The organism is Allostella sp. (genome assembly GCF_041913585.1).
GTDB lineage: Bacteria > Pseudomonadota > Alphaproteobacteria > ATCC43930 > Allostellaceae > Allostella.
The window spans coordinates 1-14,266 of record NZ_JAYSFE010000119.1; the positions used below are offsets into that span (position 1 = coordinate 1).

At 71.6% G+C, this 14,266-nt stretch carries 14 protein-coding genes; 9 read left to right on the forward strand and 5 right to left on the reverse strand.

Annotation, left to right across the window (positions count from 1 at the left end):
- Nucleotides 1-14: 14 nt before the first annotated feature.
- From ACE3Q3_RS18985 to ACE3Q3_RS19005, 5 genes are read left to right on the forward strand one after another with little or no spacing between them, the layout of a single operon-like run.
- Entirely contained in the window at nucleotides 15-1,925 is a 1,911-nt protein-coding gene (locus ACE3Q3_RS18985; protein WP_374448759.1) for a TRAP transporter permease, read from the forward strand.
- Nucleotides 1,922-2,686, forward strand: coding sequence for an SDR family NAD(P)-dependent oxidoreductase (locus ACE3Q3_RS18990; RefSeq protein WP_374448760.1), 765 nt, complete (start codon nucleotides 1,922-1,924; stop codon nucleotides 2,684-2,686). The genes ACE3Q3_RS18985 and ACE3Q3_RS18990 overlap by 4 nt, the downstream gene beginning before the upstream one ends.
- Before the next feature lie 58 nt (nucleotides 2,687-2,744).
- The gene (locus ACE3Q3_RS18995) at nucleotides 2,745-3,563 is read left to right on the forward strand and encodes an aspartate dehydrogenase domain-containing protein (protein ID WP_374448762.1); all 819 of its coding nucleotides are present in this window, start codon (nucleotides 2,745-2,747) and stop codon (nucleotides 3,561-3,563) included.
- Between the two features lie 11 nt (nucleotides 3,564-3,574).
- Nucleotides 3,575-4,396 (forward strand): hypothetical protein, encoded by an 822-nt coding sequence (locus ACE3Q3_RS19000; protein ID WP_374448763.1) that lies wholly within the window; start codon nucleotides 3,575-3,577, stop codon nucleotides 4,394-4,396.
- Nucleotides 4,393-5,340: a VOC family protein gene (locus ACE3Q3_RS19005; RefSeq protein ID WP_374448764.1), complete on the forward strand. Its 948-nt coding sequence runs from the start codon at nucleotides 4,393-4,395 to the stop codon at nucleotides 5,338-5,340. The genes ACE3Q3_RS19000 and ACE3Q3_RS19005 overlap by 4 nt, the downstream gene beginning before the upstream one ends.
- A gap of 10 nt (nucleotides 5,341-5,350) precedes the next feature.
- On the opposite strand, the gene ACE3Q3_RS19010 is transcribed toward ACE3Q3_RS19005, so the two are convergent.
- From ACE3Q3_RS19010 to ACE3Q3_RS19020, 3 genes are read right to left on the reverse strand one after another with little or no spacing between them, the layout of a single operon-like run.
- Nucleotides 5,351-6,808, reverse strand: a complete 1,458-nt coding sequence (locus tag ACE3Q3_RS19010) for an enolase C-terminal domain-like protein (protein ID WP_374448765.1) — start codon at nucleotides 6,806-6,808, stop codon at nucleotides 5,351-5,353.
- Nucleotides 6,799-7,644 (reverse strand): sugar phosphate isomerase/epimerase family protein, encoded by an 846-nt coding sequence (locus ACE3Q3_RS19015; protein WP_374448766.1) that lies wholly within the window; start codon nucleotides 7,642-7,644, stop codon nucleotides 6,799-6,801. The genes ACE3Q3_RS19010 and ACE3Q3_RS19015 overlap by 10 nt, the downstream gene beginning before the upstream one ends.
- Nucleotides 7,641-8,672, reverse strand: a complete 1,032-nt coding sequence (locus ACE3Q3_RS19020; RefSeq protein WP_374448767.1) for a Gfo/Idh/MocA family protein — start codon at nucleotides 8,670-8,672, stop codon at nucleotides 7,641-7,643. Before ACE3Q3_RS19020 ends, ACE3Q3_RS19015 begins: the two co-directional genes overlap by 4 nt.
- Nucleotides 8,673-8,753: 81 nt before the next feature.
- Here ACE3Q3_RS19020 and ACE3Q3_RS19025 point away from each other — a divergent pair, with 81 nt between their 5' ends.
- The 3 genes from ACE3Q3_RS19025 (at nucleotide 8,754) to ACE3Q3_RS19035 (ending at nucleotide 11,908) form a co-directional block, all read left to right on the forward strand.
- On the forward strand, nucleotides 8,754-9,767 hold the full coding sequence (locus ACE3Q3_RS19025; RefSeq protein WP_374448769.1) for a Bug family tripartite tricarboxylate transporter substrate binding protein: 1,014 nt from the start codon (nucleotides 8,754-8,756) through the stop codon (nucleotides 9,765-9,767).
- A gap of 66 nt (nucleotides 9,768-9,833) precedes the next feature.
- Nucleotides 9,834-10,382, forward strand: a complete 549-nt coding sequence (locus tag ACE3Q3_RS19030) for a tripartite tricarboxylate transporter TctB family protein (RefSeq protein WP_374448771.1) — start codon at nucleotides 9,834-9,836, stop codon at nucleotides 10,380-10,382.
- A gap of 11 nt (nucleotides 10,383-10,393) precedes the next feature.
- Nucleotides 10,394-11,908: a tripartite tricarboxylate transporter permease gene (locus tag ACE3Q3_RS19035; RefSeq protein WP_374448773.1), complete on the forward strand. Its 1,515-nt coding sequence runs from the start codon at nucleotides 10,394-10,396 to the stop codon at nucleotides 11,906-11,908.
- Here ACE3Q3_RS19035 and ACE3Q3_RS19040 read toward each other — a convergent pair.
- Nucleotides 11,905-12,432, reverse strand: a complete 528-nt coding sequence (locus ACE3Q3_RS19040; protein ID WP_374448774.1) for a DUF4189 domain-containing protein — start codon at nucleotides 12,430-12,432, stop codon at nucleotides 11,905-11,907. The genes ACE3Q3_RS19035 and ACE3Q3_RS19040 overlap by 4 nt on opposite strands.
- Nucleotides 12,433-12,538: 106 nt before the next feature.
- Here ACE3Q3_RS19040 and ACE3Q3_RS19045 point away from each other — a divergent pair, with 106 nt between their 5' ends.
- Nucleotides 12,539-12,934, forward strand: a complete 396-nt coding sequence (locus ACE3Q3_RS19045) for a hypothetical protein (protein WP_374448776.1) — start codon at nucleotides 12,539-12,541, stop codon at nucleotides 12,932-12,934.
- On the opposite strand, the gene ACE3Q3_RS19050 is transcribed toward ACE3Q3_RS19045, so the two are convergent.
- On the reverse strand, nucleotides 12,931-14,034 hold the full coding sequence (locus ACE3Q3_RS19050) for an enolase C-terminal domain-like protein (RefSeq protein ID WP_374448777.1): 1,104 nt from the start codon (nucleotides 14,032-14,034) through the stop codon (nucleotides 12,931-12,933). The two genes, ACE3Q3_RS19045 and ACE3Q3_RS19050, sit on opposite strands and share 4 nt — an antisense overlap.
- Between the last annotated feature and the right edge of the window lie 232 nt (nucleotides 14,035-14,266).

Genomic DNA, 14,266 nt, shown 5'->3' on the forward strand with positions numbered 1-14,266 from the left:
ACAGGAGGACTGCGATGCGCCGTCTGACGGGACCGACCGCCATCGCCATCGGCATCTGGGCCGCGACGGCGACGCTCTTGCACATCTACACGTCCGGCTTCGGCTTCTTCGAGCCGCGCGAGCAGCGTTCGATCCATCTGGGCTTCCTCCTGCCCCTCGCCTTCATCCTCTATCCGGCCCGCCCCGGCCGCTCGCCGGAGGGACGGCCGAGCCTCCCCGACTGGGTGCTGGCCGCGCTCGCCGTCGCCACCTGCGTCTATTCCTACGTCGAGTCGCCGCGCATCAACCTGCGCTTCGAGAACGTCGACCCGCTGCTCCTCGGCGAGTGGATCTGGGGTTCGGCGATGACGATCCTCATCGTCGAGGCGCTGCGCCGCGCCGTCACCCCGGTCCTGGCCGGCCTCGTCGCGATCGGGATCGCCTATCTCTTCGTCACCGAGTACATGCCGGGGATCCTGAACTATCGCGACCTCGGCACGTCGGAGATCATCGAGACGATGTACCTGCTGAACGGCATGGGCATCTTCGGGTCGATCACCGGCATCTCGTCGACGATGGTCGCCATCTTCATCATCTTCGGCGCCTTCATCGAAGGGAGCGGCATCGGACGGCTGTTCCACAATGCCGGCACCCGCATCGCCGGGCGCCAGTCCGGCGGTCCCGGCAAGGTCGCGGTCGTCAGTTCGGCCCTCTTCGGAACGATCAGCGGTTCCTCGACCGCCAACGTCTTCACGACCGGTTCCTTCACCATCCCGGCGATGATCCGCCTCGGCTACCGGCGGCAGTTCGCCGGCGGCGTCGAGGCATCGGCCAGCGTCGGCGGCCAGATCATGCCGCCCGTCATGGGCGCCGGCGCCTTCGTGATGGCCGAGATCACCAACATCCCCTACTCGCAGATCATCATCGCCGCCACCATCGGCGCCGTCTGCTACTTCTTCATGATCCTGGTCAGCGTCCATTTCGAGGCCAAGCGGCTCGGGCTCGAAGGCGTCGCCGCGGCGGACGTGCCGCCGTGGCGGGCGGTCCTCGACGACCTCCACCTGCTGCTCCCGGTCCTCGTCCTGCTCGTGCTGATGGCGTTCAACTTCTCGCCCCACTACTCGGCCTTCTGGTCGATCCTGTCGGTGTTCGCCTGCACCTGGATGCGGCGGCACACCCGGATCGGCCCGCGGCAGGTCTGGAACATCCTGGAGTCGGGCGGGCGCAACATGGTCGTGGTCGCGCTTGCCTGCGCCGGCGCCGGCATGTTCGTCGCCTGCCTGACCGTGACCGGGCTCGTGATCTCGCTGTCGACGATCATCACCTCGCTGTCCGAGGGCAATCTCTTCATCGCCGGTGTCCTGCTGATGGTGACGACGCTGATCCTCGGCATGGGCGTCCCCACCACCGCGGCCTACATCATCGGCGCGTCCATCGGCGCCCCGATCCTGGTCAAGCTCGGGGTGCCGGTGCTGGGCGCCCATCTCTTCGTCTTCTATTTCGCGATCCTGGCGGATGCGACGCCGCCGGTATCGGTGGCGTCCTACGCCGCCGCCTCGATCGCCAAGGCCGAGCCGATGCAGACCGGCCTCGTCGCCTTCCGCCTGTCGCTCGCAGGCTTCGTCATCGGCTACAGCTATCTCTACACGCCGAGCCTGATGATGATCGGTCCGTTCTGGGAGATCGTCGGCCAGGTCGCCGTCAACCTGATCGGGCTGACGATCCTGGCGGCCGCCATGTTCGGCTTCTGCCGCGCGCCCATCCACCCGGCATGGCGGCTGCCGCTGGCGCTGTTCGCGCTGGCCCTCGTGCTCCTCGAAAGCTATGAGGTCTGGCCCCGAGTGGCCGTGGTCGCAGCGGGGCTCGCGATCATGATCTGGCTGCCGCAGGTGTTCTCGCTCGGCCGGATCGCGGCGTCCCCCCTTCCGGCAGAGGCCAACAAGTGAGCGATCCCACCCGCACCCGCACCATCCTCCTGACCGGTGCCGCCACCGGCATCGGCAAGGCGATCGCCCGCCGCGTCGCCGGCCCCGGCACCAACCTCGTCGTGACGACCAAGGCCAATGCCCAGGGACTGGCCGGCGTCGCCGCCGCGGCGCGGGAGCAGGGCGCGGTCGTGGTCGAGATGCTGGGCGACCTGACCGAGGCCGAGACCGCGCCGCGGCTGGTGGCGACGGCGGTCGATCGCTTCGGCGGGCTCGACGGCATCGTCTCCAATGCCGGGTTCGCCGACCGCCGTCGCTTCGGCGAACTCGACCTCGACGCCTTCGAGCAGTCGATCGCCGCCATCCAGAAGGCCTTCTTCCGGCTGGCGACGGCCGCCCTGCCGCACCTCGAACAGTCGCAGGCGGGCCGCGTGGTCGCGATCAGCACCTTCCTCGCCCATGTCTTCCGGCTGGGTGGCGGCATCTTCCCGGCTTCGGCCTCGGCGAAGGCGGGGCTCGAGGGCCTGGCCAAGTCGCTGGCGATCCAGCTCGCGCCGAAGGGCGTGACGGTCAACGTCGTGGCGCCCGGCTATGTCGAGAAGGAGCCCGGCACCCATTCCTCGCTGACGCCCGAGCAGTGGGCCAAGGTCTCCGAACGCATCCCGCTCGGCCGCATCGGCCGCACCGACGAGATCGCCGCAATGGTGAGCTTCCTTCTCTCCCCCGATGCGAGCTACGTTACCGGCCAGGTCGTCCATGTCGACGGCGGGCTGACGCTCTGAGGGCATCCCGCCGGCGGCGGGGCGACACCCGTCGCCCCGCCACGGAAATCCCCATCCCATGTCCCAGACGATGCGCGTCGGCCTCGCCGGATTCGGCAATGTCGGCCAGGACCTCGCCCGCCGCCTGACCCAGGGCGCCATCCCCGAACTGACCCTGACCGCGGTCAGCGCCCGCGACCTCGGCCGCGCCGCCGCCAATGCCCAGGCGATCTCGCCCGCGATCGCGGTCGTGCCGCTGGCCGATCTGCCGGCCCATGCCGACGTCGTGGTCGAGTGCGCCACCGCCGACTCCTTCCCGGAGATCGCGCGCACGGTGGTCGGAGCCGGCAAGCTGCTGGTCGCGGTCAGCGTCGGCGGCCTGCCGAACTGCCCCGAGCTGGTCGCGCTCGCCCGCGCCCATGGCGGCCGGGTCAAGGTCGCCAGCGGCGCGCTGCCCGGGCTCGACATCATCCGCAGCGTCAAGGAAGGCACCATCCGCAGCGTCCGGCTGACGACGCGGCTGCGGCCCAACTCGCTGGCGCACGAGCCCTACATCCTCGAGCGCGGCTTCGACTTCACGACGCCGCCGGCGGCCGCCGTCCAGGTCTTCGACGGCAGCGCCGGCGAGGCCGCGGCCTCCTTCCCGAGGCACTTCAACGTCGCCATCACCCTCAGCCTCGGCGGCATCGGCTTCGACCGCACCCGCATCACCGTCTTCTGCGACCCGGACATCCCCGGCACCGTCCACCAGGTCGACGTCGAGGCGGACGACGCCGACCTCACGCTCATCAGCCGCAACCGGCCCTCGCCGACCAACCCGCGCACCAGCCGGATCGTCGCACCCAGCATCCTGGCGGCGCTGCGCAGCCTCGTGGACCCGATCACCGTCGGCAGCTGACACGGGTCCTCATGCTGATCGAGCTCGGCATGCTGCTGGTGAAGATGGTCCTCACCGCGGCGGTGGTGGTGACGGCCTCGGTGGTGGCGGAGCGGTCGGGGCCGCTCCTCGGCGGCGTCATCATCAGCCTGCCGATCTCGTCGGGCCCGGGCATGTTCTTCCTGGCGCTCCAGGCCGACGACCGCTTCGTCGCCGACAGCGTGCTCTACACGCTGGCGATGAGTGCGGCGATCGCCGTCTTCCTCATCGTCTATCCGCGGCTGGCGGTGCGCTTCGGCGCCGTCGCCAGCGTCGGCGGAGCGCTGCTGGTGTGGTGCGGCGTCGGCTATCTCGTCCAGCTCCTGCCGCTCCAGCTATGGTCGGCGCTGGGGCTGACGCTGGCCGCCTTCGCCGCCGCCATCCTGGTGCCGCGGCCGCCGGGCCTGAAGCCGCCGCCGCGCCCGGTCGGCATCTCCGGCGTCGAACTGGTCGGCCGCGCCCTCATCACCGGCGGCATCATCGCCAGCGTCGTCAGCATCAGCGCCCTCATCGGGCCCCAGGCGACCGGCGTCCTGATGGCCTTCCCGACCGCCTTCACCGCCATCGCCTTCATCATGCACCGGCGCCATGGCGGACCCGCCGCCGCCGCGACCCTGCTCGCGAGCACGATCGGGATGCTGTCCTTCGTGGCCTATCTCGTCGCCCTCTATTCGCTCATCATGCCGATCGGCGCCCTGCCGGCGCTGGGCGCCGCCCTCTGCGTCGCCGCCGTCGCCTCGACGGCCATCGCCCTCGACGGCCGCCGCCGCGCCCGCATGCGCGCGGCCCGTCCCAACCCGGAGGCCACGCCATGACCCAGCCCCGAACGACCCCGGCCGAAGCCGCCGCCGTCGCCGCCCGCCAGGTTCCGGCGGGCGACCGGTTCGTCGTCGACCACCTCGCCCACTGGGTCCCGGACGAGCCCGCGGCGTCGGCGCGGCTGGCGGCGCTGGGCTTCACCATGGCGCCCTTCTCGCACCAGGTGACCCGCGCCGCGCCGGACGCGCCGCCCGTGTCCGCCGGCACGGCCAACCGCACGATCATGCTGCGGCGGGGCTACATCGAGATCCTGACGACGACCGGCGACACGCCCAATGCCCGCACGCTCCGCGCCGGCATGGCGCGCTATGTCGGCGTGCATCTCATCGCCTTCGGCCTCGCCGACCCGGACGCCGCAGCGGCCCGGCTCCAGGCGTCCGGATTCGCGCCGCTGCCCGTCGTCCGCCTGGAGCGCGAGATCGAGACCGAAAGCGGTGCGCCGGGCCATGTCCGCTTCCGGGTGCTGCGAGTGGCGCCCGAGGCGATGCCGGAGGGCCGGGTGCAGTTCTGCACTCACCTGACGCCCGAGAACATGTGGCAGGGCCGCTGGCTCGACCATGCCAACGGCGCCACCGGCCTCGGCTCGATCCTCATCGCCTCGCCCGATCCGGACGAGGCGGCGGAGCGCTTCGGCCGCTTCACCGGCCGGGCCGCGGTCCATCGCGACGACGGCGCCTGGATGCTCGCCTTCGATCGCGGTTCGATCGTCCTCGCCGACCAGGAGCACGCCCAGCGCATGCTGGGCGCGCCGATCCCGGCCCTCCCGTGCATGGCCGCCTATGCGCTGAGCGTCGCCGACCCCGCCGCGACCCGCACGCACTTCGCCAGCCACCGCATCGCCGTCACCGACATGGGCAGCGCGATGATGGTCGATGCCGGTCCGGCCCTGGGCGGCCAGATCGCCTTCATCCCCGAGGGGGCGAAGGCGCCGTGGGAGTGACGGGGCGGGACTAGGAGCCCCACTCCGCCTTCTTCATCGGCTCCATCGCCGTCACGTCGGGAAAGGCGGCGGTGGCGAAGCCGGTGCAGGCGAGCGAGCCGATCATCGCCTCGCCGTCGGTGATCCGCATCCGCACCCGGCCGTCCTGCTCGTGGTAGAGGTCGGGATGGGCGGCGAGGAAGGTCTGCGCCTCGCCCGCCGGCCGGCCGGCGAAGCCGTCGATGAAATGGTGGCCGTTGCGCTCGACATGGACGAGGCCGAGCAGGTTCACCAGCGCCAGGTCCTGCTGCACCGACAGGCCGGCCTGGGTCGTCAGGTCCTCGGCCGACATGAAGTAGGTCCCGTCGCCCTCCGCCTGGTTCCACATGCGGCAGCGCGCGAGATTGAGGATCGACTTGTAGAAGCCCTTGCAGTTCTTCGACGAGACGCCGCGATAGCCGAGGCTGCGGCCGGTCGGAAAGGCCTCCAGGTCGCCGTCGGACTCGTCGAGGATGACCGGGCGTGCCGCCGCCAGTCGTGTCACCGGCGCCGACAGCGCGTTCTGCCGTTTGATCGGCTGCTCGATGTAGAGGATCGAATCGACGAGACGCCGCAGGCGCGGCGCGGCCGCCATCGCCCGCCACAGTTCGAGCACCGCATCCTCGTCGGCATATTGCTCGTTGCCGTCGAGCGACACGGCATAGTCGTGCCCCTGGAGATCGAGGACGCCCGCAATCCGGGCGAGGCGGTCGACATCGGCGGCGACGTTCCCGCCGACCTTCAGCTTGTAGTAGCGGTGGCCGTAGGTGGCGACGACCTCCTCCAGCGTCTCCGGCAGCCCGTCCTCGACCCTTGTGCCCGGCCCCTGGTCGGCGGCGACGATCGGGTCGACGAGGCCGACCGTGTGGCGGACATGGATGCGGTCGGACGGCGCCAGGCCGCGCAGGAAGGGCGCCAGGGCGAACTCGGCGAGGTCCGGCGCCACCGGGTGGGCCTCGATGCCGAGGAGGTTCGTCCGCACCGCCTGATAGAAGCCGACGCCGCGGGCCCGGCACAGCGCGTCGGCGATGGCGCGGTCGAGCAGCGCCGGCCCGTAGCTGGCGACCAGGGGCGGCAGGCCGCTCCGGGCGCCTTCGGCGATCTGGTCGGGATAGTGGTCGGCGAAGAGGCGGAACGGCGTCCGCGGCCGGCTCGACCGGTAGAGCCCGGTCGCGATCTCGAGCGCGCGGCGGAGCTGCTCCAGGTTCTGGGCATCGCTGAGCTCCGGGTTCTTGTCGAACCACTTGGCCGCCAGCGCCTCGGCCGCCATGCCGTCGGCCGTGCGGCCATCGGCCGTCCGGATGCGCACCCGGACCACCGCCTGGCGCCCGTGCGTCACGGTGATGACGCCGAAGCGGAACGGCAGGCGCAGCCGATAGGGCCATTCGTAGAGCTCGACCGCCTCGACGGTCACCGCCTCGGCGTTCACCCCCGCCCCGTTCATCGCCATTGCAGCGCCTCCTCGATCCCGCGCAGATATCCCGCCGCCCGGGCGGCCGATCCCGGACCGTCCGGAACATAGTCGAAGGGCTCGACCGCCACCCAGCCGCGATAGCGGTTGCGCGCCAGCGCCGCCAGGATCGGCGCGAAGCGCTGCTCGCCCTGGCCCGGCCCCCGCCGGTTGGCGTCGTTGACCTGGATATGGGCGACGAGCCCGGTCGGCAGCCAGCGGTCGATCAGGTCGGCGACCGGCTCGGCCTCGGCGAGGCCGGCGGCGCTACAGTCGATCATGGTGCGCAGCGCGGGATTGCCGATCGCCTGGACGATCTCGGCCGCCTCGGCGACGCTGGTGACGAAGTTGGTCTCGCGCGGGGCGAGCGGCTCCAGGCAATGGACGACGCCCGCCCTGGCCGCCGCCTCGCCGACCGCCGCCAGGGCCTCGATCGCCCAGCCGCGGGCGTCCGCCGCGCCGACGCCCTCCGGCAGCCGCCGCTGCGCCGGCGAGCCGTGGACCAGCACCTCGCCCTCGAGCTCGGCGCAGAGGCCGACCAGCCGCTTCAGCACCTCCAGGGTACGCGCGCGCAAGGCCGGGTCGGGGCTCGTCAGCGACAGGCCCGAAGGCTTGACCAGCAGCCAGTGCAGGCCGGAAATGCGCACGCCGGCATCGGCGGCGGCGCGGCGGATGCCGGCCCGAACCTCGGCCGACAGCAGGTGCGGCTCGTCGCCGAAGGTGAAGGGCGCCACCTCCAGCCCGTCATAGCCGAGTTCGGCCGCCAGCGCGCATTGCCGCGCGAACGGCAACTCCGCCACCACCTCGTTGCACAGCGACAGCTTCATCCGGCTCATGCTTCGACCCTCGCGACGGTTCCGGTGGCGGCCGAGCGGCGGGCGGCATCGAGAACCAGTGCCAGCCCGACCCCGCACTCGGCGAGCCCGGCATCGGGCGGCCGACGCCGGGCGATGCAGTCGAGGAAATGCGCGAGCTCGGCCCGGACGACCGCGACCGGGTCGGCCGCCTCGGCCGCGACCGGCGCGCTGCCGGCGAAGACCGGGCGCCACAGGCCGTCGGCGAATTCGTGGCGGACGCGGTGCCGCACCATGGTCTCGGCCGCGAAATCGATCTCGACCGCCCCCTCCGATCCGCTCACCTGGACCTCCTTCGACGTCACCGCGCCCGGCACCACCGTGTCCGGCCAGCGCCCCGGCTGGATGTACCCGGTCTCGACATGGGCGACGACGCCCGAGGGATAGACCAGCGTCGCCAGGGCCAGATCCTCCGAGCCGCGGCCGAAATGGTCGCGGGTCACGCAATGGACCGTCGCCGGCCGCTCGCCGGCGAGCCAGCCGAAGAGGTCGATGAAGTGCACGGCGTCGTTGAGCAGCGCCCCCGAATCGCCGCGCGCCCGCTTGAAGCCGGCAAACTTCCCCTGCAGGAAACGCAGCCGCCCGACGCCGCCCGCGCGCACCAGCGCGTGCAGCGCCCGCGCCTTGGGATGGAAGCGGAAATAGAGCCCGCCCTGGACGGTGACCCCGGTCCGGGCCGCCCGCGCCTCGAGGTCCCGTGCCTCTGCGGCGTCGACCGTCATCGGCTTTTCGAGGAAGAGGTGGCGCCCGGCCGCGATCGCGGCGGCCGCGATCGCATGGTGGGTGTCGGTCGGCGTCAGCACGTCGACGGCATCGACCGCCGCCAGCCCGTCGCGCCAGTCCGCGACCACGGCGATGCCGGGCACCCGCGCGGCCGCCGCCGCCCGGGCGTCCGGACGCGGGTCGGCGACGGTGAGGGCGGTCGCCGGCACCAGCCCCGCCCAGGCATCGAGATGGGTGGCGCCGAAGGCGCCGTAGCCGACCTGGAGAATGCGCGGATGGGTTGTCACGGAAGGGGCGATGCGGCTTGACGGGCGAGGCAAAGGGCGGGAACGATCACGGCCGCAACGATGCCTTCGGGGAGGCCATCCATGTCCAGCATTTTCCGATGGGCCGGCGCGGCGATCGCGGCGGCCCTTTCCATGTCCGCGGCCCAGGCGCAGGACTACCCCTGGAAGCCCGAGCGGCCGGTGACGATCATCGTGCCGTGGGCGGCCGGCGGCTCGACCGACCAGATGGCCCGCATCGTCGCCTCCGAACTGGAGGCGGAGCTGAAGCAGAAGTTCGTGGTGGTGAACCAGCCCGGCGCCTCGGGCTCGATCGGCACCAAGAACGCGCTGGAGGCGGCCAAGGACGGCTACACCTGGGCAGCAGGCGCCGCGGCCGACGTCGGCACCTACCGCGTGCTCGGCATGCTCGACACCGGCCTGCAGGACTGGAACCTGTTTCTCGCGGTCGCCAACGTCTCGGCCATCTCGGCCAATCCGGGTGCGCCCTACAAGGATTTCGGCGACCTGCTGAAGGCGCTGAAGTCGGGCGGCACGCCGGTCGCGGTCTCCAGCGCCGGCCTCTCCTCGGCCGGGCACAACATGATGGAGTCGATCAAGGCCGCCGCCGGCATCACCTACCGCCACGTCACCTACGACGGCGGCAACCCGGCGGTGATCGCCGCGGTCTCCGGCGAGGTGCCGGTCGTCTCCCAGCTCCTGGTCGAGATGACCGAGATGATCCGCGGCAAGCGCCTCAAGCCGCTCGTCGTCTACAGCGAGCAGCCGGTCAACCTGGAGGGCTACGGCGAGATTCCGCCGATCACCAAGTGGATCCCCAACCTCGTGGCGCCGGTGAACTATTTCGGCATCTGGGCGCCCAAGGGCACGCCGGAGCCGGTCATCCGGACCATGCAGGCGGCCTGGGAGCGGAAGATCGCCAATTCCGACGTGCTGAAGCGCTATGCCGCCCAGCGCAGCGCGCTCTTCACCCCGATCTACGGCCAGAAGGCCCATGACGAGGCCTTCAAGATGGTCCGCCAGACGGCCTGGCTCTACTTCGACGGCGGCAAGGCCAAGATCTCGCCCGACACGCTCGGGATCGAGCGGCTGAAGTAGCCGCGGCGTCGCCGGGGCCGCCCACGCGGGCGGCCCCGCTTCCATTTCCGGAAAGCTCCTGCTGCGATGACCGACGCCGCCGATCCGCCGCCGATGGACCATGTCCGGCCCGAGCCGGCGCCGCGCACCGATCTCGCGACCGGCGCGCTGGTGCTCGCCTTCGGGCTGGCGGTGCTGCGCATGGCCTGGGACATGCCGACCTTCACCGACCGCGGCGGCGACCCCTTCACGGCGCCCGGAATCGTGCCGGGTTTCTACGGCACCGTGCTCGCGATCCTGGGGATCGTCCTCGCCGGCCGGTCGATCGCCCGCGGCGCGCTGCGCCCGGGCGGTGGCGCCGGCCCGGCGACCGGTGCCTTCCCGCACTCGAGCATCTCCCGTCTGGCAGCCGCGGTCGTCGTCTGCCTCGGCTACTCCGTCGGCCTGATCGGCCTGCTGCCGTTCTGGCTCGCCACCGCGATCTTCGTCACCGCCTTCATCCTGCTCTTCGAGTGGCAGGACGAGCCGCCGGCACGCCGGCTGCGCCGCGTCGCGACCGCCGCCGTCCTCGGGCTCGCCACCGGCGCCGCAGTCATGCTGGTGTTCGAGAAGCTGTTCCTCGTCCGCCTGCCCTGAAGGCGCCCGCCATGCTCGACAATCTCGCCCTGCTGGGACAGGCCTTCGCCGGATTCGCCACCCCCGGCACCCTCTTCAACGTCTTCTGGGCGACGCTGCTCGGGATCATCGTCGGCGCCCTGCCCGGCCTGACCGCGACCATGGGCGTCGCGCTGATGACGACGCTGACCTACACCATGGCGCCGAACTCGGCGATCCTGATCCTGATCTGCGTCTATGTCGGCGCGATCTACGGCGGCAGCCGCAGCGCCATCCTGCTCAACATCCCCGGCACGCCGGCCAGCGCCTGCTCGACGCTCGACGGCTTTCCGCTGGCGCGCCAGGGCATGGCGGGCCGCGCCATGGGCATCTCGACCTCGGGCTCGTGGCTCGGCACCCTCTTCGGCACCGCCTGCGTCGCCATCTTCACCCCGACACTCGGCGAGATCTCGCTCTCGTTCGGCTCCTACGAGTTCTTCTGGGTGGCGGTCTTCGGCATCGTCATCGCCGGGTCGCTGTCGGGCGGCGACGCGCTCAAGGGCTACATCGCCGGCTTCCTCGGCCTGTTCGTGGCGACGATCGGCCAGGAGACCGTCCACGCCTATCCGCGCTTCGCCTTCGGCACCATCGACCTCGCCGGCGGGATCGGGCTGCTGCCGGCGCTGGTCGGCGCCTTCGGGGTCGCCGAGGTGCTCCACGTGATGAGCGGCCCGGCATTCAAGGCGGTCTCGAACAAGATCGACTCGGTGATCCCGCGGGTCCGCGACGTGCTGCGCCACTGGCGGACGATCCTGCGATCGGGGGCGATCGGCACCTTCATCGGGGTGCTGCCCGGCCTCGGCGAGGACACCGCCGCCTGGACTTCCTATGCCGCCGCGCGGCGGGCCAGCAAGGAGAAGCAGAAGTACGGCAAGGGATCGATCGAGGGCCTGATGTCCGCCGAAACCGGGGAGAGCGCCTGCGTCCCGGGCGCGATCATCCCGGTGCTGACCCTGGCCGTGCCGGGCTCGGCGCCGGCCGCCGTGCTCCTGGCCGCGATGCTGATCCACAACGTCAATCCGGGCCCCATGCTGATGGTGACCCAGCCCGAGTTCGTCTACCAGATCGTCGCCATGCTGGTGCTGGCCGACATGATGAAGCTCTTCTTCGGCCTGACCCTGGTGCGGCCGCTGCTCTGGATCCTGCTCGTCCCGCGCGAGCGCCTGATGCCGATCGTCTTCGTGCTCTGCACGGTCGGCGCCTTCGCCATCACGTCGCGCGTCTTCGACATCTACGTCATGCTGGCCTTCGGCATGATCGGCTTCGCCATGCGCCTGCTGAACTTCCCGATGGCGCCGCTGATCCTGGGGCTGGTGCTGGGCGAACTCCTCGACAAGAACCTGCTGCGCGGCCTGTCGCTGACCGGCGGCGATCCGACGCCCTTCTTCACCCGGCCGATCAGCGCCGGTCTGGCACTGCTGACGCTGTTCGCCATCCTGTGGTCGGTGCCCGGCCTGCAGCGCCGCATCGTCGGGCTCTTCCACAGCCGGCCGACGCCGGCCGGCTAGCGGCTGCACACGGTCTGCACGACCCGGCAGTTGGCGCCGCCATAGCTCGAACAAATGCGCAGCGCCGATTGCTGCGCCGCCCCGCGATCGGCGGCGTGATCGCTGCCGAAGGCGCCGTTGCCGGCCGTCGCCAGCGCCGCGCAGGCGTTCCAGAACCAGACCAGGACCGCGCAGTCCGCCGCCCGGTTGCGCTGGCCGGTGCAGAAGCCGAGCGCCACCTGCTCGGCACGCGCCCTGGACGGCTGGCCGTGGGCATAGCCGTAGTCCCCCGTCGTCCGGGAATAGGCGATGGCGCCGAAGGCGCGTCCGGCCGGCGCCGCCGACCCGCCCGGGCGCTGCTGCTCGGACCGGCAGGCGGCGACGCACGCGCGACGGTCGTCCTCGCACTTCCACTGGTCGGACTGGGACTGGCCGTAGCAGCCGCGGTTGCAGCGCAGGTCGCAGTCCTGGGCGACGGCTCCGCCGGCGGCCCAGAGGGAGAGGGAAAACAGGACGAACACCATCCGCCAGACCTGGCCAACCATCCTCGCCTCCGTTCGCGCTGCGCCGGCTCCAATGACCATTACGCCGCAAATCGTATCGTGCTAACAATGATTGCGAGCAGCACGGAACGGTCGATCGGGGGCGCCCATGGCGAAGACGATCCACGGCTTGCTTCTGATCGTCGGGGCCGCCCTCGTCGGCGCCCTCCTGTTCGGCGCCTTCTACACCTTCGCCGGCCCACCCCTCGGCCTCGTCCACGCCGCAAATCCCGGCAACATGGCCGCCGTCGTCGCGCTCACCTACGGCACGATCAGTGGCGTCGCCGTCGCCCTCGCCTTCTTCGAAGCGCATGTCGCCGACGGCGAGACCTCGGCGCGCGTCCTGCCCTATCTCGCGGCCGCGGCCGTCGTCGGGCTCGCGCTGTGGATCCTGTTCGGCGAGGGCATGTGGCAGCCGCTCCTGCGCATCGGCGGCGTGCCGGTGCTGACCGCGCTGTGGCTCGCCGGCCTCGCGGTGCTGGTGACCCGGATCGCCCGGGCCTAGATCGTCGCGAGCCGCCGGAGCTTCTCGGCGCTCCAGGCGATGCCGAGGCCCGGGCGGTCGGGCACCCGAGCCGCCCCGTCCCGGATTTCGAGCGGCTGTTCCAGGACGGCGTCCGCCCAGTCGACATATTCCAGCCAGTGCGCCGTCGGCGAAGCGGCCAGGAGATGCACGCTCAGTTCCGGCATCAGGTGCGAGGACATCTCGATCCCGGCCGCGGCGGCGATGCCCGCCGCCTGCATCCAGCCGGTGACACCGCCGATGCGCGCGACGTCCGGCATGACGTGGTCGCAGGCACCCGCCGCCAAGGCGTCGGACAGGGCCGCCGGACCGTTGAAATTCTCGCCAATCTGCACCGGAACGGCGAGTGCCGCGGCCAGCCGCGCCGCGCCGCGATAGTCGTCGTGCCGGATCGGCTCCTCGAGCCATGCCACGCCGGCCTGGTCGAGGGCGCGGCCGCGCTCCAGCGCCTCCGCCACGGTCAGCGCCTGGTTGTAGTCGACCATCACCGGCATCCCCGGAGGCAGGCGGCTGCGCACCGCCGCCAGCGCCGCCAGGTCCTCGGCCAGCGTCGGATATCCCAGCCGGAGCTTGACCGCGCCGAGGCCGGAGGCGCACAGCCGCTCGGCCTCGTCCGCCAGCCGTGCCGCCTCCATCAGGCCGAGCCCGCGGCTGTCATAGGCCGGAATCGCGCCGCGGCCGGCGCCGAGCAGCGTGGCGAGCGGCCGTCCCGCCGCCACCGCGACGGCATCCCACATGGCGATGTCGAGGATGGAAAGCGCCATCCGCACCGGGCCGGCGACGCCGAGGAGCCGCCACCGCCGGCCGAGGAGCGGCGCCAGCACCGCCGGTGCGCAGGGCTGGCCCCGCACGCCTGCCACCGCCTCGCCGATCAGGTCGGCGATCGACCGCGCGCCGGCGTCGGTGTAGGCGAAAAGATAGGCGCGGCCGACGACCCCTTCCTCGGTCGTGAGGTCGACGAGCAGGAGCGGCACCTGCCGCACGATGGCCGCGCTGGTCCCGAGCGCGAAGGTCAGGGGCACCCGCACGCCCCGGCATGTCGCGTCCCGGATGGTGAGGCGTGCCGCGGACGACAAGTCCATCGCGCTCTCCTGCTCACGTCGGCGCCGCAGGGCGACATCCTAGGGGACGGACGCGCCGAAGGTACCCGGGGAAAGGCAGCCCGTCAGGCCCCGCAGCAGGTCGGCGCCGACTGGTTGCCCCTGCTCGCCCGATTGGTTTCCCGCGGCAGGTCGATCACCGGATTGCCGTCGAAGAACCCGACCGGCATCAGCTTGAACCCGCAGGTGACCCGCGGCTGCACCGGATGGTCCT

Bases quoted from the DNA above. Each gene is read 5' to 3' on its own strand.
- ACE3Q3_RS18985 (WP_374448759.1), top strand. From the start codon at position 15: ATGCGCCGTCTGACGGGACCGACCGCCATCGCCATCGGCATCTGGGCC.
- ACE3Q3_RS18995 (WP_374448762.1), top strand. From the start codon at position 2,745: ATGTCCCAGACGATGCGCGTCGGCCTCGCCGGATTCGGCAATGTCGGC.
- ACE3Q3_RS19000 (WP_374448763.1), top strand. From the start codon at position 3,575: ATGCTGATCGAGCTCGGCATGCTGCTGGTGAAGATGGTCCTCACCGCG.
- ACE3Q3_RS19005 (WP_374448764.1), top strand. From the start codon at position 4,393: ATGACCCAGCCCCGAACGACCCCGGCCGAAGCCGCCGCCGTCGCCGCC.
- ACE3Q3_RS19010 (WP_374448765.1), bottom strand. From the start codon at position 6,808: ATGGCGATGAACGGGGCGGGGGTGAACGCCGAGGCGGTGACCGTCGAG.
- ACE3Q3_RS19015 (WP_374448766.1), bottom strand. From the start codon at position 7,644: ATGAGCCGGATGAAGCTGTCGCTGTGCAACGAGGTGGTGGCGGAGTTG.
- ACE3Q3_RS19025 (WP_374448769.1), top strand. From the start codon at position 8,754: ATGTCCAGCATTTTCCGATGGGCCGGCGCGGCGATCGCGGCGGCCCTT.
- ACE3Q3_RS19030 (WP_374448771.1), top strand. From the start codon at position 9,834: ATGACCGACGCCGCCGATCCGCCGCCGATGGACCATGTCCGGCCCGAG.
- ACE3Q3_RS19035 (WP_374448773.1), top strand. From the start codon at position 10,394: ATGCTCGACAATCTCGCCCTGCTGGGACAGGCCTTCGCCGGATTCGCC.
- ACE3Q3_RS19040 (WP_374448774.1), bottom strand. From the start codon at position 12,432: ATGGTTGGCCAGGTCTGGCGGATGGTGTTCGTCCTGTTTTCCCTCTCC.
- ACE3Q3_RS19045 (WP_374448776.1), top strand. From the start codon at position 12,539: ATGGCGAAGACGATCCACGGCTTGCTTCTGATCGTCGGGGCCGCCCTC.
- ACE3Q3_RS19050 (WP_374448777.1), bottom strand. From the start codon at position 14,034: ATGGACTTGTCGTCCGCGGCACGCCTCACCATCCGGGACGCGACATGC.